Source organism: Rhodopirellula sp. P2 (assembly GCF_028768465.1).
In the GTDB taxonomy this organism is placed as follows: domain Bacteria; phylum Planctomycetota; class Planctomycetia; order Pirellulales; family Pirellulaceae; genus Rhodopirellula.
This window is the reverse complement of record NZ_CP118225.1, coordinates 2103977-2129972: the sequence shown is the minus strand read 5'-3', so window position 1 is coordinate 2129972 and position 25996 is coordinate 2103977. Positions and strand designations below refer to the sequence as shown.

Here is a 25996-nt window from a genome sequence, read left to right as displayed (position 1 = left end):
CGAATCACCTCTCCCCCCAACGAATTCTGGGGGAGAGGTGACGGGAAGTCGCCCTTTGACTTCAGCCCTGCCAATTCAAAAATGGAATGGACGTTCTCAGCCCGAAAACGGCTTCCCCCATCAAAACAGGCTGGCCGGATCCGCTCGCACCAATTTCCGCAGTGCCAGCAACCCGCTGATCAGACACATCAAGGTGGTCAGGGCCAGCACGGAACCCGCCCGAGTCAGCGTCAACGCCATTGGCAGCCCCGTCAGTGACTCCAGTCCCTGAAACAATGCCAACGCGATCAGCACCGCGGGAATGAATCCCAGCACCGACAAATAAACGGACTGCCGGACCACCAACCCCACAAAAAACCGATTGGGATACCCCATCGCCTTCAGCGTGGCGTATTCCGACATCGCGTCTTGCAAATTGGTGAACAGAATTTGGTAGCAAATGATGACTCCGACCGCGAATCCCATCAGCGTGCCGATCAAGAAGATCATCCCAATCGGTGTTTGCTCGCTCCAGAATGTTTGCTCGCGAGCTCGGATTTGTTGCCGCGTGAGGACTTCCCACTGGCCCTCGGCCATTTGCGTCAATCGTTGAGCTGTTTGTTCCGGCGAAGCACCGTCATGCAAGCGGATCAACCCCAGATCCACGGTCTCGAGCGGCTTGCCATAACCGCGTTGAGGAAAATAGTTCGCAAACGAAGACTCTGCGATCAACAACGAGCCTTCATTGGCGAAGTCGGTCCCCAAGGTGAAGGAACCGACCAGTTCGATCGATCGCTTCGACAGTTCGATTCTTTGCTCGGCCGGTTGCCCCGAGGCCTTGAATTGAAACCCGTACTCCGACCGGGTCTTGCGATCGACCAGTGCCGTCTCTCGTCGCCGGAGTTGGTCACGGTGTTCATCGAGGCCCGGGAGGTTCAACCACGGTCGCGACGCGTCCTCGGACGTGGCCGCAGGATACAAGCTGGAGTCCGGAACCGAGATCACTCGGATGGGTCGCGCAGGGCTGCCCTCGACTCGCACCCGCGCCATCGTCCGTTCGATCAACAAGGCTTGCACGTCCGCGACCGCAGGATCCGCTTTCACACGGCGAAGCAAAGACCGCGGGAATCGCTCATCAACCGGCAGCATGTACCGCGCCGGACTGATCGCGACCAATTCGCAATCCACCACCTCGATCAGTCGCACGGGACTGTCCAACAACGCGTTGCGGAATCCGTTCTGCGTGAACATCAACACCGCCGCAAACCCCACCCCCGCCGCCGCCACGCACAGACGCGCGGGGTTGCCGACCAGATTCTTCCAGGCCAAGGGGGTGCTTCGACTCATCAGCGACCGTCCAACTGAGCGTCACGCTGAAGGTTGGAAACGATCTGCAAAAAATCTTTCGCGTCGTCAAAATCTCGGTAGACGCTAGCAAACCGAATGTAAGCCACTTCGTCCAGCGTCGCGAGTTTCCGCAACACCACTTCGCCAATCGTCGCGGTGGGTATCTCCATGTCAAATTCGGCGTAAATCGCCTCTTCGATTTTCTGGACCGTCTTTTCGATTTCATCGCTGGTGACGGCCCGTTTGGAGCACGCCCGCTCAATCCCGCGTTTGATTTTTTCTCGATCAAACGGTTCTCGCGTTTCGTCACTTTTAACCACGCGAACGTTCAGAGCATCGATTTGTTCCAAAGTCGTGAAACGCCGCTGACACGTTTGGCACAACCGTTTCCGCCGAACCACGTACCCGGCCTCCGCCGTCCGTGAATCTTGGACTTTGTCGTTATCGGAATGACAGAACGGGCAACGCATTGGCGGTCAAATTCAAGATGGAAAACAGCCCCGGATTTCAAACGCTCCAGCCCACTGGACCTGGCAAGCATGATTCACGAGTCTTTCGAAGGTGTGCTATGATCGTCCAGAACGTCTTCGGATGCGAGGTGTCTGGTCCGGCAATCACGGACCGAGCCATCACAGTGTAGCGCCCCAGAACCCAGGGTTTTCGGCCAAGAAGGTCAATGTTTTTGGCCCACGAGAATTGTGCGGTTCTGCGCCGACATGCTGACTTTGGCATGTTTTTTGGAGTGGTACCACTCGTGAACCAACCCTCGAATTGAATCAACAGGAACGACTCAACGATGACCACTCCAGGCAATCCAACCGACGAAAACGCCCCTTCCCAAGCTGACACGCGAACGGATTCGGTCAACGATCCGCATTCGGCGGGCGTTTCTTCCACCCCCACCCCTGATGCCGGTGGCTCAGCCTCACCCCGTGATCCATCCCCCAAGTCGGCTGGCACGCCTCGGGAACGCTTCCTGGAAGAAATCGCCAGGAAGCAATCGCCCGACAGCCACGAACCGGAGGAATCTCTCTGGGAAGGCGGCTACAGCCCCAAAGCGATGGTCGGTTCCTGGATTGGGCTGACCATCCTCAGCGTCGTGTTGTTGGTCGCAGCCGGATTCATCGAACAATTCACCTTCGGCATCGCGCTGATTGTGATCGCTGTGCTTTGGATCTTGGTCGGCCTGAACTACGCCGCGAAACGACTGGGCGTGCAATACGAACTGACCAGTCAAAGATTCATTCACAGGACCGGCATCTTGACTCGCCGCACCGATCGCATTGAAGTGATCGACATCAGCGACGTAAGCTACGAACAGGGCCCGATCGAGCGGATGTTCAAAGTCGGTTCCATCTCCATCATCAGCACCGACAAGAGCGATCCAACGCTGGAATTGGTTGGCATCAACAACGTCGGTGAAGTGGCCGGTTTGATCGACGACATTCGACGTGCCGAACGACGACGGCGCAGCATTCACATCGAGCAAAATTAAGCATGTCCGTTTGGTTTGTTCAGAAAGGCGATGAACAACTCGGCCCGTACAAGCCCGCCGAATTATTGGCTTTGGTACGTGACGGATCCGTGGTGGCGGAAACCAGGATTCGCAAGGACGATTCCAATTGGTTCACGGCCTCCCAGGTCGGCGGTCTGTTTGAGGCGGCTCGCCGGCCCAGCATCGAACACTACTGCCCCCAGTGCAACGTTCGCGTGGGACAACCGCCGACCATCTGCCCTGAATGCGGCAAAGACCTCGAGCGAACCAAAACACGCATCATTGAACACAGCGTCGGTCAAGAAAAACGGTCGTCGAACACTCCCACGACCGGCCCCAGCGATTCCGCCAAACGTTGGCTGCAAAAGAAAATACGACGCGACAAAAAATAATGCCACCGAAGAGAATCCCCGGAGGGTCTCGTCGATGGCATGAATTGTCTCGCCGTTTTTGGTCAGTCGCTGGTGATCAGAACCGCTCTTGGATATCGAGCGGTGTCCTCTGCCACCGCGGAGCTGAAATCAATACTTCAGTTCCGCACCGACGGTCAAACCGATGAAGAACACATCATCGTCGGCAATCAAAGATCGACCGAAGGTCGGGGTGACGGTGGCGGAGCTGATTTGCTCTTCCGACGTTGCCACGCCGGTCAAGTACCAGGCCTCAAAGCCACCGCGGACGGCCATCATCTCGCCAACCTGATAGCGAACCCCCGTTCCGAATTCGAACATGCCGGCGAGTTCGGATGAATTATCGGAGCCATTGGCCAGAATGTCGGCGCCATTGCGAACCAGGATGTCGGATTCAGCCAGGTTCAAGTAACCGCCTGCACGGGCCCGAACGTAGCTCGACGAAAAACGTCCGATCGGATTGTAGATGTCCGCTCCGACCTGCAAACCAATCATCCGGTTGGTCGCGTTGTTTCGCAGCAAACCAGTGTCGGCCACCGGGTCAGCACCGTTGACGGTCGAATAGTTGAAGTCCTCTTCGAAATCGATGTAGCGGCCACCGATCAGCAACTTGGCCACGTCCCACGCCATCATGGTTCGGCTCATTTCAACCGACCAGAGACGGGATTCGTAGATCTGGCGTTGTGCGTCGGCTTCATCCAAGGCATCAAAACCAAAGGTGCCCAGGGTACCGGGCTGCAAAGGATCTTCGATCAACAAGGTTGATAGATTGTCGTTGTCAGCAACCGAGATATCCGAGTCCCAATCCAGGACACCGGTGAAGCTCACTTCCATGCCGTTGACGCAGTCAGGCACCATTCCCACGGTGATCCGTGGAGCAATCTCGAAGTCCACGTCATCCAGAGCAAAGTCACGAGCGACGGTGAAGTTGTCGACTCCTTCGCGACGCATGTACAACGCTTCGACGCTGGCATAGCGATAAGGATCGCAGGTGGGGCAGGCCATCCCGCCACCATATCCGGCCGCCCCGTAGCCAGCTGAACCGTAACCGGTCGAACCGCAAGCTCCGCCGCACTGGGTTCCGCAACTGCCACACGATTGAGACTGAGCTCGATGATGGTGGCCGACCTGAGCGATTTCGTTGCCGAACGATGACGACGAGGCGTCAACGGCCGACTGCATCGCACTCAAGTCCCAACCAGCGGATGCCGGATCAGAAGCCTGCACGACACGGAACGCTTGGCCCTCATGCATCAGTGTGTTGTTGGGTGCCGGACCGCCAAATTGCTGAGCATGCGTGGCAGCGGTGCCCAAACCCGACCAAGCCAAACCAACCGCGGCAAGGGTGCCGAACAATCGTGCGGCGAATCGAGGAAACCAGTTGTTGTTCATAATTGAACCTCAGGACGAACAAAGCGGCACGGTGACCGACGGTGGCTGGGTAGTGGTAGGTTGGACGAACGGGACAGGAGCTAGCGAAGGATCAGCTGATCTTCCACTGGCACCAGGAATGTCTTTCGAATCAAACGAACGATTTCTTTTGCGTCTTTGGAGTCATCGCATTCACCTTGAACGACAATGCGGTCACCTTGACGCGTGACTTGCACCGATGCGGTGCGAAACTTTTGCTCGATCAGTTCCATCAACGATCGCTCTTGCTGGCTCTCACCACCACGAACGTTGCTGGACTCAGCGACGTGCAATTCATAAATCTCACGAAGCGAACCTGCTTGGCCCGCCACTTTCTGCTGCACCAACACTCGCGTCTTGCCGGGGCGAACCCCCATCAATCGCAAGTGACGGGAAGTGCTGCTGATGACTCGTGCCACGGAATCGTCTTCAACACGGACGGCCTCGATGATGCCATCGACGGTCAACGAAGTGACATCGTCTGGGTCGCACACGATCGCATCCTGGACCAACAACGTGGATCCCGAACCGTTCATCGAATGCTGCCGTGATTGCCCCCGATGGCCAGCCAAGGCTGCGGGCACAATCAGTGCCGCACTGACCCGTGCCTCCGTCGGAGCGTCCTGAGACGGCTTGGCAACGGCGACCATCGGTGGTGCTTCAACAGCGACCGCGGCACGGTGCCGAACCGGAGCATCATGCATGCGTTCCGAATCGACACGGTCGAAGTGAGCTGGAGCGTCAATTTTCACAGGCAGGTGGCGGTGTTGTTGAACCACCATCTCGCTTGGCAAATGGACTTGCACCGGCTGTGGCAACTGCGGCAACGACGATGGTGCAACCGTCTCTTGCAGCGGTGCTGCAATTTTCAGTGGCTCGGGAATCGAGATCGATTCTTCGTCCCTGCTTTCCGATGCATCCAAGTCAGCGAGACCGGTATCCGAAAAGCTGAGGGAGACGGATTCCGCGTTCATTGAATCCATCGCGTCGTTGAGCGAAAACTCAATGGGCTCCGACTCTTCGACGATCGCCAGGTCGGCTTCCTCAGCAACGACGGCTGTGACCTTCTCAGGCTCAGACGACTGCGTCGGGATGGTGGCTTCGACGACAGGTGACTCAGCAATGACTTCTTCGGCCACGATTTCCTGCTTCACCAAAGGCATGGTTTGGCGAGCGATCTGCGGCTGAGTCCACTGCAATTCAGAGGGAGCTGCGAGCGATTGCGTCGTCCCCAGTGGGGGCGAAAGTGGAGCAGGCTGCAGCTCAACGATGCCACCGGACTCCGCTCGATCGTAATCCGGTTGGGCATGCGGGTTGATTCTTGTCCGAGGAGCACGAGGCGGCTCCACGACCAAGGGTGTTTTTTCCGAAACCGGAGCACCAATCGGCAACAGACCAACGGCGGTGCCGATCGACTTCAGCTTGATCTCCGACATCGCCTGGTCGGATGTCTGACGGATCGGGTACAGCATCGTCTGACCGCCCGGTGCGACGCTGCCATGGTTCTGGAGCAAGTTCACGTTGCTCGCAGCCGCCTGGTCGTTGACATTGGTTGCCAGAATCGGACCAACGGTCGTCTGGGAAGCCGAACGCTTCACAAATGGGTTGCTGTGCATGCTCCCCGAAACCAGACGAATCGGTGGCAGCTTCGCAGTTGCAGTCTCGTCCGCCAACGCCGTGTTTCCGGCGACTTGGCTCGCGGCAATGCAACCTCCCCAAACAACGGCTTGGGTCAACCAACGAGCGAGCCGTTCGCGTTTGCGGCGGCTAACCATTGGGTTCGAGCCCATCGGGTTCATTGTTTTGCCAATCAGCATGGCGGATCCTTACGCTCACGATCTTTATGGGATCCTGTACCCCCCCGGCACATTCTCCATGTCTTTGGTCAGACGAAATTGATCGCCGGACCTCCGAACACCATCTGTATCGTCGCCGGGTGGTTCCGGCATTAACGATTTTGACAGATCGAACGCTTGGTTCTGTTGAATCGATCTTGACACCCATGCGGATTGAACCTGTCAAACCCACTCGAACGGGGACGGACCCCCCATTTCCAGCTCGGTCGATGTGGTTCAAGTCAGGTCGCTTGATTCACAGCGAATCGACTCGGCCAATGGTTTCACGAGGAAACACGCTGCACGGAACACGCCGAGCCACCCAGCGAAGATGGCTGTCTCCAACATTGCGTGCCGGAGTTGCCGGGCCTCAACCTCGCTGCCGCATCGCTTCGTAGGCGACAATCGCGGCGCTGACCGACACATTCAAGCTGTCCACGTGGCCCGCCATCGGCAACGCCACGGGTTCGACCCACTCAGCCGACCAGCGATCCGCCAAACCATCCGCTTCGCTGCCCAGCACGACCGCCAACTTGCCGCGCAAGTCCGATTCGAACAGCGGCCGCGAGCCTTCGACGCGCATGGCAGCGACTCGATACCCCTGAGCCTTCAAAAAACCAGCGATCTCCGACTCGCTGCCAGATGCGGAAGGGACCGTGAACACCGCCCCCAACGAACCACGAATGGCATTCGGGTTGAATCGATCCGAGGGGCAATCCGACAACAAGACAGCGGACACGCCCGCCGCATCGGCCGACCGAAACACGGCGCCCAAATTGCCCGGTTTTTCAACCTGATCGAGCACCAACACCAATCCCTCGTTCCAGGCTGGATGAGCTGTGAGCTGGCCGAGCGAATCATCCGGAGCCACAAACTCCGCCACACAGCGATCCGTCGACGCTGTGTAGGCGATTTTGCGGAACACCTCAGGCGTCAACCAACGATGCACGCCCGAATCGATCGCCTGGCGACGAACGACCGCCTGCTCTGGCATTTCTGATTTCTGCGACGAATCCGATGGCTTCGGTTCGATCTCGTAAAAAGCGACCAGCTTCAACCCAGCCTCGATCGCCCGCAACGATTCTCGGGGCCCGTCCACCAAGACAACGCCCGCAGCACGTCGTTTCCGAGAACGGCGCAGCGAAACGATTCGGCGGACGGCAGCATTTTGCAAACTTCGGATGGTTTCCATGGGGCCACACTTTTGCATATTCGCTTCAATGGGATAACCAACCCGAGTCTGCTATCTTTGAATGTTTTCCAAACACCTTCTCTGCCCCCAACTCACGGCCCCTCGAATGTCCGAAAATGTGTTGTGCCAACCCGTTTCCGGACGCAAAGACCAAAAGGCATTTCTCGATTTGGAAAAACGCCTCTACCGAGACGATCCCAACTGGGTCCCGCCACTGTGGAGCGAACGAGTCAAATTGCTGGGTTTCAAGCACCACCCGTTCTACGACGACGCCGAAGGACAGACGTTCCTGGTGCGGCGTGGCGACCGAGTGGTGGGACGCGTCTTGGCGGTCGTCAATCACGCCCACAATCGATACCACGAGGAAACCCGCGGGTTCTTTGGGTTCTTCGAATGTGAAGACGATGAAGAAGCCGCCATCAAGCTTCTCAACACCGCCGGCGATTGGCTGAAAGAACGCGGGATGACCGGCGTCCGCGGCCCGGTACACCCCAGCCTGAATTACGAAGTTGGGTTGCTGGTCGATGGCTTTGACACACCGCCGACATTCCTGATCCCCTACAACCATCCGTATTACGAACGGCTGATCCAAGCCGCCGGCTTCGAAAAGTCTCAAGACCTCTACAGCTACGAAGCCTCGATCGACATCCTGGAAACGCTCGATCCCAAGTTGCTGTTTGTGATCGAAGAATCGACTCGGCGGTTCAAAGCCGAATGTCGCACGATCGACCCCAAGAACTTCCACTCCGACGTCCGCGTTTTTCTGGACATCTACAACCAATCGCTGCAGCGCACCTGGGGCTATGTCCCGATGAGCGAATCGGAAGTGGACGAGCAAAGCAAAGGCTTGAAAAACCTGTTGCTCCCCAAACTCACCAGCATCGCCGAAATCGACGGCAAACCCGTTGGAGCTGGCTTCGGCTTGCTCGACTACAACCCGCTGATCAAACAAATCGGCGGCAAACTGTTTCCGTTCGGTTGGTTGAAACTGTTGCTCGGCCGCAAGAAACTCAAGCGACTTCGTTTGGTCAGCGCCAACGTGTTGCCCGAATATCAAAAGTGGGGCCTGGGCTTGGTCACGCTCTACAAAATTTTGCCAGAAGCGATCGACTTCGGGATTGAAATGGGCGAATTCTCCTGGGTCCTCGAAAGCAACCAACTTTCGCGAGGAACGATCGAACGCGGTGGAGCCACCCGCAGCAAAACCCACCGCATCTACGACCGATCGTTGACTCCCGAACCGGAGCAGGCTTCCACGTGAGCGACCCCATTTCGATCGATTCGATTCTCGGACCTGGCGGCAGCATCAGCCGCCGACTGCCACGCTATGAACCGCGCGAACAGCAACTTGAGATGGCCCGTGCAGTCTCCTCGGCACTGACCGATCGAGAACACTTGGTCGTCGAAGCAGGCACGGGAACGGGGAAGAGCTTCGCCTACCTGGCCGCCGCGATTCTGCACGCGACTTCCGACCAAACCGAATCGGGAGGCAAAAAACCAAGCCCGTCGCTGGACTCGGTCGACGACCGCATCCCGCCCGCTGGCGAACAAAAGGAAAAACCTGAGCGTCCCAAACGCGTCCTGATTTCAACCCACACGATCAGCCTGCAAGAACAACTGATTGGCAAAGACATCCCGCTTCTCAACAGTGTTATCCCCCGCGAATTCTCCGCAGTGCTGGTGAAGGGACGCAACAACTACTTGTCGCTACGACGGATGGGACGGGCCGTTGAAAAATCCGTGTCGTTGATGGCCAACGATTTCCAAATGCAGCAGCTTCGCGAAATTCGCAAGTGGTCCGACAACACTCCTGACGGCTCGCTCTCAACATTGCCGATCAAACCCGACGGTCAGGTTTGGGACGAGGTCCGCAGTGACACCGGCAATTGCCTTCGCAACAAATGCCCGAACTTCAAAGACTGCTTTTACTTCCAAGCCCGACGCCGCGCCCAGAACGCGCAACTGTTGATCGTCAATCACGCGATGCTGTTCACCGACATCGCGATGCGACGGCAGGGTGTTTCACTGCTGCCTGATTACGACGCAATCATCCTCGACGAATGCCACACCATCGAATCCGTCGCCGGTGACCACCTCGGCATTCGACTGACCAGCGGCCAATTTGATTACCTGTTCGATCGCCTTTACAACGACCGCCAGCAAAAGGGATTGCTCGTCGCGCACAACCTGGACGCGTTGCAGAAGATGGTCGACCGATGCCGGTTTGCGGCCAGCGAAATGTTTGCCGGTGTGCTGGATTGGATGCAAGAATCGCGATCTCGCAACGGCCGGGTGCATCATCCCGAAGTGGTGCCCAACCCGCTCAGCGAACCGATGGAGATCCTCGCTCGACGCCTGCGTGCTCACGCCGACGCACAAGACAACGACTCCGATCGGCAAGACTTTCAATCCGCCCACGATCGACTTCTCGCCTTGGCCGGTGGCCTTCGCGAATGGCTCGACCAATCGCTCAAACAAGAATCGGTCTATTGGGTTGAAACCTCCGGCAGTCGTCGAGGAATGGACCGAGTCTCTTTATCCGCCTCCCCAATCGATATCGGCCAAACGCTTCGCGAAGAAGTGTTCCAGAACGAGGAAATCGGCTCGGTCATCATGACCAGTGCCACGCTGGCGACCGGCGAACAGGACAAGTTCAAATTTTTCCGCAGCCGCATTGGACTGACGACGGGTCGCTCACTCCAAGTCGGCAGCCCCTTCGACTACGAGAAGCAAGCCAAGCTGATCATCGTTCGCGGACTGCCCGATCCCTCTGCTAAACGAGAGGAATTCGAAGCGGCATTGCCCGAACAAATCAAACGCTTTGTCGGACACACCGATGGCCACGCGTTTGTGCTCTTCACGAGTTACTCGTTGCTTCGCAAATGCGCCGAAGCGATCACGCCGTGGTGCATCGAACGTGACCTGCACTTGTACAGCCAAGCGGGCGATCAAAACCGAACACAACTGCTCGATTCATTCCGCAAAGATCCACGTGGCGTGCTGCTTGGAACCGACAGCTTCTGGCAAGGAGTCGATGTGCCTGGCGATGCTCTCACCAACGTCGTGATCACGAAACTGCCGTTCTCCGTTCCCGACCATCCGCTACTCGAAGCACGGCTGGAAACCATCCGTGCCCGCGGCGGCCATCCATTCCCCGACTACCAATTGCCCGAAGCCGTGATCAAATTCCGGCAGGGCTTTGGACGTCTGATCCGCACCCGGGATGACTCGGGGATGGTCGTGGTCTTGGACCCGCGAATTCGATCCAAACCTTACGGCCGACTCTTCCTCAGCGCACTTCCACCTTTACCATGTCACGACGTCGGCACCGTCCCACGACAAAAGACAAAGAAGCAGTGAGCAAGCCGCTTCTATTCGACGGCCCCATCCGGGGCGGCATTGTGGTCTCCATCAATGTTCTCGAGGTCATGGCCACCAGGCCTCGTTCGACGAAGTGGGCAACGAGTTGCCGTGCTCTTTGGAGTCCTCTCCTGCGACCCAGCACGATAGAATCAACGGGATCACTTGCCGGACGAGCCATCGTCCTGCGAGTGATTCTTTTTTGATTCCGCTTCCTTTTCGCCCAACGTTCGAATGTCTACGCCCACCCACACGCCCGATGACGGGTTTCCATCCACCGGGCGATTGGCATCGGTGGACTACGGAACGGTCCGCATCGGAGTCGCGATTTGCGATCCGGACTGGATCCTGGCTAGCCCCCTGGAAACCCACCCGGTCAGCACGCCCGAAAAGGACGCTCAGTACTTCATTGACCTCGTCAAGTCAGAACGAATTGCCGCCTGGGTCGTCGGTTTGCCCATCCACTGCGACGGCGGCGAAAGCGATAAAAGCAAAGAAAGCCGAAAATTCGCGGCCTGGCTGAAGGAAACCACCGGACTGCCCACTCGTCTCTTCGACGAGCGTTTCACGACGGTCGCCGCCACCGCGAAAATCCGGCAGGGAAAAACCACTCGCAAGAAAACCAAACAGCGCGTCGATGCCGTCGCCGCGCAGGTATTGCTGGAATCATTCCTGGAATCCTGCCGTTACCGCGGCGAACTTGCCGGGCATTGCCTGGAAGATTCAACTTCCGATGATTCGCTCGATGATGCATGATGGAACCGAACGTTCCGTGTTTTGACGGAGTCAACGTTGTCGCTGGACGAACTCAAAACCTTTCGCAGAGATGGATCGCAATGAATCGTCGCCCCTTTTCTCTCGGCTCATGCTCGCTGGCTCTGCTAGCGATCCTGGCGGTCAGCTTCTCGGCCACCGCGAATTCTGCCGATGACGTGGATGTGATCGTCGTGGCTTCGCCCGAACTGGACGCAGCCCTGCAGCCCTGGATCCACATGCGATCCCAGGAAGGACTTCGAATCACGACCGTTCGGCCAGCCGACACCGCGACGCTCACCCACCAACAAATCTGGAATGCCGGTGGAGCCGCGACACGTTACATCGTTCTCGTTGGCGACACCCCCGATTACGACACGCGTCGCAACCAACCGCATCAAATTCCTACTTGGATGATTCCGGCCCCGGTCACCTCGCGGTTCGGATCCACATCCACGCTGCCCACCGATCTGCCTTATGGCGACCGCGACGGCGACCGGGTCAGCGACGCAGCCATTGGTCGCTTGCCAGTTCGCTCAGCTGGACAACTGGCCAGCGTCATTCAGCGTATCGAAGCGTATGAAAACTCCGACGACTTCGGCCTCTGGCGACGATCGTTTCAACTAACCGGCGGGGTCGGCGGCTTCGGGGCGATGGTCGACACCGCCATCGAATCGGTCACTCGAGGCGTGATCACCACGGTGCTGCCGGCCGACACAAAACCACAGATTGCCTACGCCAGCCCGAACCATCCGTTTTGTCCTCCCGGTGAATCGTTCACCGATGCGGTCCTGAATCGCTATCGCACGGGCGCTCGCTTTTGGGTGTATGCGGGTCACGGACAAATTGATCGACTCGAACTGCTGCAGACAACCGCGGCAGATGGCACGCCAGCCGCTCGCCAGCAATGGTCGGTGGAATCCTTGCTCGACAATCAAAACACGACGCAACTCAAACGAGCTCCCGACGGCGCAACCATCGCCGTGTTGCTGGCCTGCTTCGCCGGTGCCTACGACGCCCCGGGAGACTGCTTGGCCGAACGAATGGTGCTCGCTGACGGAGGCCCGATCGCCGTGATCGCTTCGTCTCGCTTGTCGATGCCGTATGGCAACGCCTGCATGGGGCTCGGACTGCTGGAATCGGTTTACTCAGGCGGTCAACAAAACACCGGCTGCGACCGTATCGGTGACGCGATGCTGCATGCCGCTCGCAGCCTGCAATCCAAACAACAGGGTAAACAATCGACCATGCGGGTCATGGTCGACACCCTCGCCTCGATGATCTCTCCCGCCGGAACGGATCTGCAACAAGAACGCTTGGAACACGCGGCCCTCTATCAATTGCTCGGCGACCCAACCTTGCGTTTGCATCCACCGCAACCGTTGGCCCTTTCCATTGAGCCCGCCGACAAAGCGGAATTGCAAACCAACGATTCCAGCAGCGGGCCCGCGCCACGTTCGCTCAGCATCGCTGTGACCAGCCCGATCGCTGGCACGCTGATCGTCGCCATCGAACGGCCATTGACCGCGATCACCCAAACCCCCACCGATTCAACCAGCGACCACGACGCTCACGGAACCACCATCACGGAACACCAAATCGAGGTTTCCGCTGGCAAACGCATCCTGCAAACGCTCCAGCTTCCGCTTGGAGAATCGGGCCCGGTGGTCATTCGAGGTTTTGTTCATGGTAAAACAGGGTGGGCCAGCGCGGCCCAAAGAACCTTCCTCCCTGATTGACCCACCTCATGAGATTCCCCCACCTCCTGGCAATTTGCCTCCCCGCCTTTTTCAGCACACTCCCCGCCTCCGCCAGCACGCCAGAGGATGTCGCGGGATCACGACCGAACATCGTCGTGATTTACATGGACGACATGGCGTACGCCGACATTGGCCCCTTTGGTGCCAAGGGCTACTCCACGCCGAACCTGGAACGGATGGCCAGCGAAGGCCGCAAATTCACCGACTTCAGCGTTTCGTCCGCCGTCTGCTCCGCGTCACGCTCGGCTCTTCTCACCGGTTGCTACCACCGCCGTCTCGGGCTGTCAGGTGCCCTCGGCCCCCAAGCCAAGATCGGCCTCGCGGCCTCTGAAACCACCTTTGCAGAAGTCTGCCGATCGGCGGGCTATCGAACCGCTTGCTATGGCAAATGGCACCTGGGACATCACCCCAAATTCCTGCCCACCAACCAAGGTTTTGACCAGTTCTACGGCATCCCCTACAGCAACGACATGTGGCCGCTGCACCCGGACACGATCCGCCGTCAACAGAAAGATCCCAGCGACCCCGGCAATTGGCCACCGCTGCCGATCATCGAATCCATCGCGGGCCAGTCACCTCGAATCGTCAACGACAACGTTCAACCGGCGGATCAAGAACAAATGACGGTGGAACTCACTCGCCGCAGCGTCAAGTTCATCCAAGACCCCTCCAGCGACCAACCGTTCTTGCTGTACCTGCCTCATCCGATGGTTCACGTTCCGCTGTATGTGTCCGAGCGCTTTCGCGGCAAGAGCGGGGCAGGGCTGTTCGGCGACGTGATGATGGAAGTCGATTGGTCAGTCGGCCAAATCCTTTCCGCAATTGAATCCATCGACCAGCAAAAGAACACGCTCGTAATCTTCACCAGCGACAACGGACCTTGGCTTTCCTACGGCAACCACGCTGGCAGTGCCGCGCCACTTCGCGAAGGCAAAGGCACCCAGTGGGAAGGCGGCGTTCGGGAACCCACGATCATGTGGTGGCCCGACACCATTCCTGCGGGCACCACCTGCGACACGTTCTGCTCGACCATCGATGTGCTGCCAACAATCGTGGAGTTGACCGGTGGCGAAGCTCCCCAGCAAAAGATCGATGGCCACTCCATCCTTGACCTGATGCTCGATGTTCCCGGTGCGAAATCGCCTCACGAATCCTTCGTCGGCTACTACGGCGGCGGACAACTGCAAACCATCCGCAACGAGCGTTTCAAATTGATTTTCCCGCACGCCTATCGAACGTTGGGAGATCGCGAACCAGGAAAGGACGGCATGCCCGATGGCTACGCGATGACCAAGTCGGGTTTGGAACTGTACGACTTGGACGCCGACGTTTCAGAGACCACCAATGTGATCGACGACCATCCCGAAGTCGTCCAACAACTGCAGGCAGCCGCGAAAGTCTATCGCCAACAACTCGGCGACCGACTTCAAAAGGTCACCGGCACCGAGATCCGCGGCCCCGGAAAGCTCACGGACGACGAGCCTCAACTGACCTGGAAAGGTTCTCGCTAGCCTTGCGTTCTCAACCATTGAAAAAGTGAAATCGACAACTGCAAAGTGAAAAATGCGACTGGGGCGAACGTCTCCTAACCCATTTCAAATTGTCAATTGTCAATGGAACTTTCTCAATGACGCCATCCGACGTGAGCGCCGCCGTACGATCGGCTTCCAAGCCCGTCGAATAGAAACCCGACGCGTGAGCAAGGCTCCATCCCTCATCCCCACGACGGCCCCATCCGGGGCGACCTCCTGCTCGCCGTCAACAGTCTCGGGGCTTCCGCCCCGAGCTACTGACGACGGCCCCATCCGGGGCGATGCAATGAACCCCGCCCGTGAAACGGGAGGGGTCGGAAAGCGAGCGTTCAGCGAGATTTCCGGGGGAGGGCACGCGCACCGGTGTCTAGCCAACCCGCAACTCGTATTCCGCGACAGCCCAAGTCTCCAGTAGCGAAACTCGTCAAGAGTTTCGACTTGCACGACGGTTCATCGAAAGTCTTGACGACTTTCGCTACCAATCGCACCTCAAATCCAAGAAGTCTCGGGGCTTCCGCCCCGAGCTACTGGCGGCGGCCCCATTGGGGGCGATGCGCGCGAACCCCACCCGTGAAACGGGAGGGGTCGGAAAGCGAGCGTTCAGCGAGATTTCCGGGGGAGGGCACGCGCACCGGTATCGAACCAACCCTCAACTCCTATTCCGCGACAGCCCAAGGCTCCAGTAGCGAAACTCGTCAAGAGTTTCGGCCTGCACGACGGTTCATCGAAAGTCTTGACGACTTTCGCTACCAATCGCACCTCAAATCCAAGAAGTCTCGGGGCTTCCGCCCCGAGCTACTGGCGGCGGCCCCATCCGGGGCGATGCGCGCGAACCCCGCCCGTGAAACGGGAGGGGTCGGAAAGCGAGCGTTCAGCGAGATTTCCGGGGGAGGCCACGCGCACCGGTATCGAGCCAACCCTCAACTCCTATTCCGCGACAGCTCAAGGCTCCAGTAGCGAAACTCGTCAAGAGTTTCGGCCTGCACAACCATTCGCCGAAAGTCTTGACGACTTTCGCTACCAATTCTCCGAGCGAATGCGGACGACGACACCGCGCCGAAGCACGACGTTCAAACGTCGCCGGCCAGTCGCACGACCTCACCCAGTTCCATCACGCCGTCGTAGAGAGACCGACCCACAATCGCGGCGGGCATGTTCATCGCAACCAGCTGCTGGATGTCGTCATAGGTCGTGACGCCACCGCTGGCGACCAAGGGGATGTCGCTTGCCGCGGCCATCTCCGCCAACCCTTCAAAATTGGGACCTTGCATCATGCCATCCTTCGCGATGTCGGTGTAAACGATCGCAGCGATGTTCTCTGTGCGAGCTCTCAACTTGGTCGCAAACTCAAACGCCGAGACGTCGCTGGTTTCGAGCCATCCCTGCGTGGCGACCTTGCCATCTCGTGCGTCGATGCCCGCGACCAACTTGCCGGGGTACTTGTCACACATTTCGACGAACCAGTCCGGGTCTTTCAGCGCCCGCGAGCCGACGACCAATCGAGAGACTCCGACTTTCAACAACGATTCGATCGTGGCTTCGTCACGCACCCCACCTCCCATTTGGCAAGGCAACCCGGTCGCCTCAATGATCCGTTGGACCGCGTCCCGATTGGCATCGGGACTGTCACCGCGAGCGGCGTCCAAATCGACCAAATGCAGTCGTCGGGCACCGGATTCTTGCCAGCGTTTTGCAAACTCGACCGGGTCATCCCCAAACGTGGTTTGTTGGTCGTAGTCTCCTTGGCGAAGACGAACCGGTTTTCCGTGACGCAAATCAATGGCGGGCCAAATTTCCATGCGTGGTTCGTTTCCAAGCGTCTTCGAGGAAGAAAATTGCGAGTTTGGGGCAGGGCAGAGCAGGGCAGGGTTGCATCGGCACTACCGTGAATACGCGTGAGGATAATTCGAGACCGTCGTTTACTGGACCCGTCATGACAAAAATTCGCCATCTCGTGCTTGTGTTGGGCGATCAACTCAACCACGACTCCGATGCATTCACGGACTTCGATCCCATTTCCGATCGAGTTTGGATGGCAGAAAATGACGAAGAAGCCACTCACGTCTGGTCCCATCAAACCCGTCTGGTTGGCTTTTTCAGCCCCATGCGGCACTTCCGAGACGAATTGATCCAGCGTGGATTCGATGTGATCTACCACGAACTGTCCGGCGATCGGCGAAAGGCTCGCGAAAGTTCTTTTGCCAGCGTTCTGCGAAAAACGCTCTCGGACCACTCCGTCGAAAAAATCGTGCTTGTCGCCCCAGGCGACTACCGAGTCCGTGAACAACTCAAGGCAACCGCCGAACAGGAAGACGTGCCGCTCGAGTTTCTCAGCGACAACCACTTTTACTGTTCCCCTGAACGATTTGACGAGTGGGCATCGGGTCGCAAATCGATGGTGATGGAACAGTTCTACCGAACGATGCGAAAAGAGCACGGCGTCCTTCTCGATGAGCAAGGTGGCCCCGAAGGTGGGCAGTGGAACTTCGACCACGACAACCGCAAGACATTCAAAAAAGCCGGCCCGAGCGAAATCCCGACCGTGCCTTCGTTTGCCCCCGACGCGATCACACGCGAGGTGATTGCGATGGTGAAAGACCGATTCGAAGATCATCCCGGCAACGTGGACGATTTTGATTTGCCGGTTTGCCGCCACGATGCTGTGGCATCGCTCAACGACTTCATCGAACACAGGCTGCCTCTTTTTGGCACCTACCAAGACGCCATGTGGGAGGATCAAACCTTCCTTTATCACTCGCGGCTATCGCATGCGATCAACTTGCACCTTCTCTCCCCCAAGGAAGTCGTGGACGCTGCAGTGAAGGCCTACAAAGACGGCAACGCGCCACTGAACTGCAGCGAAGGATTCATCCGACAAATCCTTGGATGGCGAGAGTATGTGCGTGGTGTCTACTGGAACCGGATGCCCAACTACGAAGAGAGCAACTCCCTTCACTGCGATCCTGACCAGGACGTCCCGCCATTCTTCTGGGATGGAAACACGGACATGGCCTGCGTCGCTGATGCGATGCGACTGCTGGTCGACACAGCCTACGCTCATCACATTCAACGATTGATGGTGCTCGGCTTATTCGCACAGCTCTACGGAACCCATCCGCTGAGTTTTCACCATTGGCACATGGCGATGTACGCCGACGCGATCGATTGGGTGAGCCTGCCCAATGCCCTGGGAATGAGCCAGTACGGCGACGGCGGCCTGATGGCGACCAAACCGTACTGCGCGACCGGCAAGTACATCAACCGAATGGGCAACCACTGTAAAAATTGTCGCTACGATCCCGCCAAATCGGCCGGCGATGACGCGTGCCCGTTCACGACGCTGTACTGGGACTTTCTCGATCGCCATCAAACACAACTGGAAGGCAACACTCGGATGACGCTGCAACTGAAGAACCTCGATCGTAAAAGCCAATCGGAATGGACCGACATTCGGGCTCGCGCCACAGCAATCCGCAGCGGCCAGATTGATCTGCAACGCGATTGATGGACAACGCCCCGATCGATCACAGAACATTCCTCTGGCGGTGCCCCCCGGCATTTGGTATCGGCGATCAATGATGGTCCCTTCCCACCGAATACTCTCTGACTGGAGCCCACCACAATGTTGCTGCGAATCCCTCCCACGTCCCGTCGTCTCGCTTTGATTGGACTGGCCTGCCTGGGAACACAGAGCGTTCTGGTCCCCCACTCGGTCGGAAATGCAAAGGAATCATCGGTTCTCGAGCAATCCGAAGACGCGTCCGGCGAAACCTACACGCTGAAACACTCCCTTCAGCCCGGACAGACGCTGCGATACCAAGTCACGCACATCGCGAAAACGAAGACTCGGATCAACGGTTCCGAAGAAATCGCAAATGTCCACACGACCAGCAACCGAGCCTGGACCGTCGCGGAAGCCAACGATTCCGAAATGACGTTCGATCACTCGATCGAATCCGTTGCCATGACCCAACAAAACGGCGAAGCCGAAGAAGTTCAGTGGGACAGCACCAGCGGCGAAAAACCACCGAAAATTTTCAGCGTGGTCGCCTCGCAAATCGGGACCCCGCTGGCCACCGTGACGATCAATCAACAGGGCCAAGAAGTTCGCCGCGAAGATCATGCCGGTTCCAAGTCCTCGCTGGGCATGGGAACGCTGGCACTGGCACTGCCTGACAAACCCGTCAAGATTGGCGAATCTTGGGCCGTCCCGTCCGAGATCCAAGCTCGCACGGAAGACGGATTTGTCAAGCAAATCAAAATCCGCCAGCTCTACACGCTGAAGAAGGTCAAAGCCGGCGTGGCAACGCTGAGCGTCAAAAGCGAAACGCTCACCCCGATCGAAGAAGAATCCTTGCGGGCACAAGTCATCCAGCAACTCAGCAACGGAACACTGCGTTTCGATGTCGACAACGGCTACCTGCTCAGCAAAGAATTGAACTGGGACGAGTCCGTCGTCGGCTTCCAAGGCCCTGGCAGCATGATGGAATACCGCGCCAAGATGTCCGAGGAACTGCTGCCCGAAGACAGCTCCACCTCGGTCGCATCAAAGAAAAGGAGCCAACGCTGATCGTCGCCGCCATTCTCGGCAGACTCCTCTCCCCCGTAGGCCAGGTCCTACCTGGCGGGGTGATTGGACGGTACTCGTTCGAACTCGAGAACCAAATTGTGACTCGCCTCGCTTTGTGACAAAGCATCGGTTCGAGTGCCAGGTGAAACCTGGCCTACGTTGCTTCGCTACGGTGCACGCAAGCGGTCTGCCATTTGACGAAGCTCATCAATCAGCAGGTCTTGCTCGCGATAGAAAACGGGAGTTCGAGGTGGTGATGTGACTTCCTGGTGACCGACACTGTTACGACGGTCCCTCAGCAGCTCGCCCCACAGCAGCCGCTGTTCGGCCAGCTCGGGATCGTCCCACTTGGGCAAGCCATCTTCCAGCTGATCCAGGGTGTTGCGAACCGCGACATCCAGTTTCCGTTCGAACCGCGTTTGCTCGATCCCCAACCGATACAACGGGTCCGACAACCGAGCCTCCAAGAACGACTTCTCGTTCCCCCACTCTTCGTCGAACTGGCCACTCCAATCTCGCGTTTGAAAACGTTGCCACTCGGCGATCAGGCATCGTTGGCGACTCTCACGTCGCAAGTCCTTGCTGGCCAATTGATCGACCACTTGCACAAACACCTCACGATCCAATCGATCCTCTTCGGACTGCGGAAGAGCCTGACCGCTGAACAGGTTTTGCTCGTAAGCAATCTGCCTCAAACCAGCGATCACGATCCATTCGTTGGACTCGGCGTTGTGGAGCAATTCGCCCAACTCACCAAACACAAGTGATTGCTCCCGAGAAATTCTTGACCACTTGGCAGCGACCTCCAAGGCTTTGCGACGCAGGGGACGCCACGTGATGTCTTGATACTGAGCCACACGGCGATACGGTTCATTCCGAATCCCTCCCGCCGTGTAAGACTTCAACGAGATCGGCGTTTTCACACACAAATCATACAACTCGGATTGTGAGATCGACTCCCCCAGCATTTTGACGGGACCGAGTTCCTGGTCCAAACCAAGTTCCAATCGCCGAAGCCTTTCGCCAGGGCCTAGGTAAAGCACTTCGATGACCTGATTCGTCGAATACCTGATCGGGAACAAGCGGACCGTGTATCGAATCCTGGCGACCGTCTCGGATCTCGCACCCGGGAACTCAGTCACCAGCATCGCTTGCTTCATGTCCGGATCGTACCGACCGATCGGATAGGCATCACAGTGGAGCACCACATCCCGAGTCGCCGGCAACACACCAATCGTGGACTCGATGACTTCAGGCTCAATGGGTTCCTGAACGATTGCCAGCATTTCTTTGCGCCACTGCGGCATTTCCGACGGGGTCGTCCACCAGCGATGAGTGAACAGACACAGACACATCACCCCCAAAGCCAGTAGGCAATAGGCCAGCCCTCGTCCCCACACAGCAGCGGAGGACACACCTTCCATCACAAAAGGCGTTAAACGCCGAGTTGCGAACAGCAACACGCCGGCCGCCAGCCACAACAGACTGGTGTAGCCTCCGTAGAACGCGAGCAGCCCAAACGCAGGCAACATCCAAAGCAGAGCAACCACGGGTGCGCCAAAAAATGCCAGGGAGGGCCGGCGGCCCCACTGCCCGGTTAGAACGCCGATCAAGAACTGCACGGTTTGCACAACCACGCTGAACCCAAAGGCTTGCAACGAGGTTGCAGCTCCATACTGCATCCCGAAATACAAATCGAGGCCCGAAGCAAACGGGAACACCATCATCAGGAATAGCGACGCCAAGGCGGTGGGGATCAACCGGGTCAACCAAATCAGGCTGGGTGACCACCCACGGTCCGCGAAGAAACCCTGCCGCATTCCCCGTCGATCCCCATGGAACGTGGCGACTCCCAGCATCAGCTGTGCCGCCGGCCATCCCAAGACAATCAACGCTCTCTGGATACCAGAATCTCCTCCCACCAGGCCCCAAACCACTGCGAACATCGAGAGAGAGCAAGCGACACCAATGACCAAACGAGTCTGCCGAACCTGTTGCCAAAGCAATGCACGAAACGGACGTGGTTTGGCATGCCAAGCCACTTGAACCACGCTTGGTTGCCAAGCCGAAGTCGAGGCCACCGCTGGAGCCTGCCAACGGTGATCACTCGCACCGGCCAGACGATGGCGAGCCAAACCGGCGATCGCGGAACCCAGTGCAACGAGACAAACCACAGCAAAACACAGCATGGCAACACGCTGACCAGCGGTCGCTTCCAAAAACGTGACGCCATGATGGAAATGCGTGCTGACCAATCCGGCGATCGAGTAGTTCCACAACAAGGTCAGTCCCACGATCAACGGGATCACCAACATCACCGAACCGACCGGATTGCGAACGATCAACGCCGCGATCCAGCCACAGATCAGCAGGCCCACTCCGTAAACCATCAGCTCAAAGATCGATTCCGAACCGGAGATCCGTCCGATGTCGCCCCAGTCCCACTCGCCCCGCAACACGACCCAAGAAAGTACAACGCAGGCTGTGGCGATCAAGACCGCCAACGCCCAGGCGGCGAACCCGACCAACAACTTGGACAGCAACACTTGCCACCAAGTCACCGGCAACGTCCGCAGCCAATCCAGGGTTCGCTCTTCGTTCTCCGTGCCCAGCGAGATCGGTGGAATCCCGAGTGCCACCAAGTTCGGCAGCAACACCCACAACACGGAAAGTGTCGTCAGGCTCGGATCCGAGACAGGATCGATCGCGGCACGAAGGACCGCCAACAAAAACAAGGCTGCCGTGCCAATCACCCCCGCCAACAACAGCGGTTGCAGCATCCGAAAGTCTTTCCAAACCAAATGCTGAAATGCTGATCGAGGACGCGAAACCGCTGGGTATGCGAACGCTTCAAGCGAAGTGGCCATCATTCACCTCCTGGCGACGATCGAAGGACGACGGTTCATCCCGCAGGGGTTGACCGCAAACCGCAATGAAGACTTCTTCCAGCGTTGGCACGCTGACATGGAATTGGCGCACACCATCATCGGGTCCCCAGTGCAGATCCCCGGCGTCGTTCCAATCCGTGATCACCCAACGTCTTTGACGACCGTTGCTCGTTTCGCTCAACACTCGCCCCGGCAAATCGGGTGATTCGACATGAGCGTCATCCATCGTCGCTGTCACGATTCGAGTGTGCTGCTTCAAGTCGTTCATCGACTGGACCAACTTGACTTGGCCGCCATGAATCATCGCCACCATGTCCGCGACTCGTTCGACTTCGTTGATGTGGTGACTCGACAGCAACACCGTTCGCCCCGCAGCGGCACGGTCGACCATCGATTCCAAGAACTGACGGCGGACCATCGGATCCAACCCACTGGTCGGTTCATCCAAGATCAACAGTTCAGGGTCGTGAGCCGTCGCGAGCGCCAGAGCCACTTTGGCTCGTTGGCCTTTGCTCATCGATTTGATCTTCGTCGCCGGCGGAACCTGAAACTCTTCGATCAACTCGCGATAGCGTGCGATGAAGCCATCGTCGTAGAACGCACTGACGAACCATCCGATTTCAGGCGGAGTCATCCACTCGTAAAGTGCCGGCGAGTCGGACACGTATCCGATTTTCCGGCGAATCTCTTCCGAGTTCTCGCCGCAGTCATGCCCCAGAATCGATGCGGCGCCGGAATCCGGTTTTTGAAAGCCGGTCAAGATCCGAATCAACGTTGTCTTGCCCGCTCCGTTCTCACCGAGCAAGGCGAACACCGTCCCCGCCGGAACGTGCAAGCTGACGTTGTCCAAAGCAACCGTGTTTCGAAACCGCTTGCTCACTTGATTGACTTGAATGATGCCTCCTGGTTCGACATTCGGCCGAACTTGGTGCGAATCATACGCAGGGCGATTCGAGGCAATGCCAGAAGCTTCCCGTGTCGTTGGCTCACGCCCGACAGAATCCAATTCATTCATGGCTCGGCTCGTTGTTGGAGGAGGGAACAGATTCAAGGCTTGATTCGTCCGAGTTGGACTTCGTGGAGGCTGCACTCAATCGCGCCAGCTCCGACTCAAAAAGTGACCGCAACTGATCCGGTGACATGCCACCGGCAATGGCATCTGCCAGAGCTCGGCGCACACCATCCCCGACCAAGTCATCACGGGCGGATGTGCAGGCCTCCATCGCATCGCGGCGGACCACCATCCCGCGACCACGCAGCGGCTTGAGAATTTCTTGGGCCTGCAGCTCGCGATAGGCCCGCGCGATCGTGTTGGGATTCAGCGCGATGTCGCGAGAAAGCTGACGCACGCTGGGAAGCATTTGGCCTCCCACCAACGTGCCATCGGCAACGGCGAGCTTGACCTGACGAACAATCTGCTCGTAGATCGGCACGTCGCTGGCCGCATCAATGGAAAAGAACATGGGCGTCTCCTGAGAAGGAGTTCGAGGCAGCAGACGATGCACCGAACCTGTGTGCTATCACGATAGCACACCAAGAGGTTCGGTCAATGATTTTCGGCAAAAAAACCGATACGACCGTCGCAACCGCACTTCAGGATCGCGAGATCCGTCGAACTTGCTCGTTGACCAACGAAGTGAACAGGGTGCCACCCATCAACGAGCCACTCTTTCAAAACCTCGTCTGCCAAGTCAGCGTCCACGCGAATCTGCTCCGCTCGCGTCGCCTGAATTCGTCCAACTGATTACCGAAGCCAATTGTCGATGTCGACCGCCGACTCAGCCACTCAACCCACCTCAACCCGTTCGGCCTTTCGAGTCGATTCGCTGGCGATCGGCATGGTCGTGATGCTGGCGATGACAGTGCTCGGCCGGGGCATCGGCTTCATTCGCGGGATGGCGTTCTGCCGCTTGATGGACGACACCGATGTGGGACGCTGGTCGATGGCGTTCGGATTCATCACGCTGATCACCCCGGTGATGTTGCTGGGGATCCCCGGAGTACTGCCGCGATTCACGGAACATTTCCGTCTCAAACGATCACTCACACCATTCGTACGCCGGATCGCGACCGGGACCCTGGCGTGCACCACGATTTTCGTCACAACCATGTTGTGGCTTCCCGACTGGTTTGGCTGGATCGTTTTCTTGCAACCGCAAGACAACCGGCTGATCTACGGTGTCGCCGGAGCCGTGGTGGGAATGATCGCTTACAACTTTGTCAGCGACCTCAACGGTTCCTTGCGACAAGTCCGCATGGTCTCGTGCATGCAGTTCATGCAGGGCGTTGGCTTCACGCTATTGAGCGTCGCTTGGTTGATCTCCGGCGGATCGTTCACGGGTGTCGTGTGGATGTTCGCCGCATCCTGCTTGATCGCATCGATCCCTGGCCTGTGGTCTCTGATTCGTTCCTGGGAATCGGCCCAGCAGATCTCGGACTCCGACAACTCAACCACCAATCTTTCTGAAGACACCGAAGCTCAATCACCAGACAATGATCTGCCCTTTGGTTTGTGGGACATGATCCGCCGACTGGCACCGTACGCAACGGCGCTCTGGTTGATGAACTTGATTGGCAACCTGTTTGAGCTCTCTGATCGCTACATGATCCTGCACTTCATCCCGGCGACCGAGACGTTGTCGGCAGAGATCGCAGGACAAGCCGCGGTGGGACAGTACCACTCGGGCCGAATCATCCCGATGCTGTTGCTCAGTCTGGGAACGATGATCGGCGGTGTGATGCTGCCGTACCTGTCGGCGGACTGGGAAGCCAAACGCTTCGAAGCGGTTCAGACTCGATTGCGAGATGCGTTGCTGGCGGTTTCGATTGTGTTCACCAGCGGCAGTGCCATGGCCATCCTGCTGGGGCCATGGATTTTCAACGTTCTGCTGCAAGGCCGCTACACCGACGGGATGACACTGATGCCCATGGCACTGTGCTTCTGCACCTGGGCGGCGCTGGTGACCGTCGGGCAGAACTACCTTTGGACCGTCGAAAAAGGGAAGTGGATCCCCGTGGCGATGGCGGCGGGACTGACCACCAACCTGGCACTGAACGCGTGGTTGCTGCCAATGTTCGGTTTGCAAGGAGCGGTGATTGCGACGCTTTGCTCTCACGGGGTGGTGATGCTCGGGGTCTGGTTGGCCATGATCGGCTGCGGTTACCAAGTCGACCTGACTTTGGTGGTGCTGTCCCTGCTGCCGGTCAGCCTGCTGTTTTCACCTTATGTCGCGATGCTTTTCGCCCTCGCCATTGGCCTGATGGTTTGGAACGACGACGCGACGCGTCAACGCTGGCTGGAAAGCCTGCCAGACAAGGTTCGCTCGAAGCTGATGCCGCTGGGTTGAGCCTAAAAGCTTTGCTGCGATTCGATTGAAAAGGTTCAATTGACAATTGTAAATTTTAAATTGCTTGCGGTCCGTTCATCCCAACAGCACTTTGCACTTTGCATTTGTCAATTGAACT

Annotated in this window: 18 protein-coding genes and 2 pseudogenes; 10 read left to right on the top strand and 10 right to left on the bottom strand. The window is 57.8% G+C overall.

Annotated features, from left to right (window positions below):
• Positions 1-120 precede the first annotated feature (120 nt).
• A complete protein-coding gene (locus PSR62_RS07525; RefSeq protein ID WP_274407178.1) occupies positions 121-1326 on the bottom strand; it encodes an FtsX-like permease family protein in 1206 nt (401 codons plus the stop codon).
• On the bottom strand, positions 1326-1796 hold the full coding sequence (nrdR, locus tag PSR62_RS07520) for a transcriptional regulator NrdR (protein ID WP_047812903.1): 471 nt from the start codon (positions 1794-1796) through the stop codon (positions 1326-1328). Before nrdR ends, PSR62_RS07525 begins: the two co-directional genes overlap by 1 nt.
• A gap of 326 nt (positions 1797-2122) precedes the next feature.
• Between nrdR and PSR62_RS07515 the strand changes: the two genes are divergently transcribed.
• Together PSR62_RS07515 and PSR62_RS07510 are read left to right on the top strand one after the other, a co-directional pair.
• Positions 2123-2821 carry a PH domain-containing protein gene (locus PSR62_RS07515; protein ID WP_274407177.1) on the top strand — a complete coding sequence of 233 codons (699 nt, stop codon included), beginning with the start codon at positions 2123-2125 and terminating at the stop codon, positions 2819-2821.
• A gap of 2 nt (positions 2822-2823) precedes the next feature.
• Positions 2824-3213, top strand: coding sequence for a DUF4339 domain-containing protein (locus PSR62_RS07510; RefSeq protein WP_047812905.1), 390 nt, complete (start codon positions 2824-2826; stop codon positions 3211-3213).
• Positions 3214-3342: 129 nt separating this feature from the next.
• Here the strand turns inward: PSR62_RS07510 and PSR62_RS07505 are convergent, their stop codons facing one another.
• From PSR62_RS07505 to PSR62_RS07495, 3 genes are all read right to left on the bottom strand, one after another.
• Positions 3343-4623, bottom strand: a complete 1281-nt coding sequence (locus PSR62_RS07505; RefSeq protein ID WP_274407176.1) for a hypothetical protein — start codon at positions 4621-4623, stop codon at positions 3343-3345.
• Positions 4624-4703: 80 nt separating this feature from the next.
• Positions 4704-6458, bottom strand: a complete 1755-nt coding sequence (locus PSR62_RS07500) for a hypothetical protein (protein ID WP_274407175.1) — start codon at positions 6456-6458, stop codon at positions 4704-4706.
• A gap of 388 nt (positions 6459-6846) precedes the next feature.
• Positions 6847-7668, bottom strand: coding sequence for an RNA methyltransferase (locus PSR62_RS07495; protein WP_338020179.1), 822 nt, complete (start codon positions 7666-7668; stop codon positions 6847-6849).
• 106 nt (positions 7669-7774) lie between these two features.
• On the opposite strand from PSR62_RS07495, the gene PSR62_RS07490 reads away from it, so the two are divergent.
• The 5 genes from PSR62_RS07490 (at position 7775) to PSR62_RS07470 (ending at position 15052) form a co-directional block, all read left to right on the top strand.
• On the top strand, positions 7775-8929 hold the full coding sequence (locus tag PSR62_RS07490) for an N-acetyltransferase (protein WP_274407173.1): 1155 nt from the start codon (positions 7775-7777) through the stop codon (positions 8927-8929).
• A complete protein-coding gene (locus PSR62_RS07485; RefSeq protein WP_274407172.1) occupies positions 8926-11028 on the top strand; it encodes an ATP-dependent DNA helicase in 2103 nt (700 codons plus the stop codon). The genes PSR62_RS07490 and PSR62_RS07485 overlap by 4 nt, the downstream gene beginning before the upstream one ends.
• Positions 11029-11262: 234 nt before the next feature.
• Positions 11263-11784, top strand: coding sequence for a Holliday junction resolvase RuvX (gene ruvX, locus PSR62_RS07480; protein WP_274407171.1), 522 nt, complete (start codon positions 11263-11265; stop codon positions 11782-11784).
• A gap of 80 nt (positions 11785-11864) precedes the next feature.
• On the top strand, positions 11865-13520 hold the full coding sequence (locus PSR62_RS07475) for a C25 family cysteine peptidase (protein WP_274407170.1): 1656 nt from the start codon (positions 11865-11867) through the stop codon (positions 13518-13520).
• Positions 13521-13528: 8 nt separating this feature from the next.
• Entirely contained in the window at positions 13529-15052 is a 1524-nt protein-coding gene (locus PSR62_RS07470; protein ID WP_274407169.1) for a sulfatase family protein, read from the top strand.
• Between the two features lie 1091 nt (positions 15053-16143).
• On the opposite strand, the gene hisA is transcribed toward PSR62_RS07470, so the two are convergent.
• A complete protein-coding gene (hisA, locus tag PSR62_RS07465; RefSeq protein ID WP_274407168.1) occupies positions 16144-16872 on the bottom strand; it encodes a 1-(5-phosphoribosyl)-5-[(5-phosphoribosylamino)methylideneamino]imidazole-4-carboxamide isomerase in 729 nt (242 codons plus the stop codon).
• Positions 16873-17006: 134 nt separating this feature from the next.
• Here hisA and PSR62_RS07460 point away from each other — a divergent pair, with 134 nt between their 5' ends.
• Both PSR62_RS07460 and PSR62_RS07455 read left to right on the top strand, forming a co-directional pair.
• A complete protein-coding gene (locus PSR62_RS07460; protein ID WP_274407167.1) occupies positions 17007-18578 on the top strand; it encodes a cryptochrome/photolyase family protein in 1572 nt (523 codons plus the stop codon).
• A 117-nt stretch (positions 18579-18695) separates the two neighbouring features.
• The gene (locus PSR62_RS07455; RefSeq protein WP_274407166.1) at positions 18696-19643 is read left to right on the top strand and encodes a DUF6263 family protein; all 948 of its coding nucleotides are present in this window, start codon (positions 18696-18698) and stop codon (positions 19641-19643) included.
• Here the strand turns inward: PSR62_RS07455 and PSR62_RS25660 are convergent.
• From PSR62_RS25660 to PSR62_RS07440, 4 genes and pseudogenes are all read right to left on the bottom strand, one after another.
• Positions 19620-19751: pseudogene (locus PSR62_RS25660) on the bottom strand (hypothetical protein); the annotation flags it as partial. The gene PSR62_RS07455 and the pseudogene PSR62_RS25660 sit on opposite strands and share 24 nt — an antisense overlap.
• Before the next feature lie 62 nt (positions 19752-19813).
• Positions 19814-22510: pseudogene (locus PSR62_RS07450) on the bottom strand (ABC transporter permease); the annotation flags it as partial.
• Entirely contained in the window at positions 22494-23411 is a 918-nt protein-coding gene (locus tag PSR62_RS07445; protein WP_338020178.1) for an ABC transporter ATP-binding protein, read from the bottom strand. The pseudogene PSR62_RS07450 and the gene PSR62_RS07445, both read right to left, overlap by 17 nt.
• A 127-nt stretch (positions 23412-23538) precedes the next feature.
• Positions 23539-23994: a GntR family transcriptional regulator gene (locus PSR62_RS07440; RefSeq protein WP_274407162.1), complete on the bottom strand. Its 456-nt coding sequence runs from the start codon at positions 23992-23994 to the stop codon at positions 23539-23541.
• Between the two features lie 300 nt (positions 23995-24294).
• Between PSR62_RS07440 and PSR62_RS07435 the strand changes: the two genes are divergently transcribed.
• The gene (locus PSR62_RS07435) at positions 24295-25878 is read left to right on the top strand and encodes a lipopolysaccharide biosynthesis protein (protein ID WP_274407161.1); all 1584 of its coding nucleotides are present in this window, start codon (positions 24295-24297) and stop codon (positions 25876-25878) included.
• Positions 25879-25996: the final 118 nt, after the last annotated feature.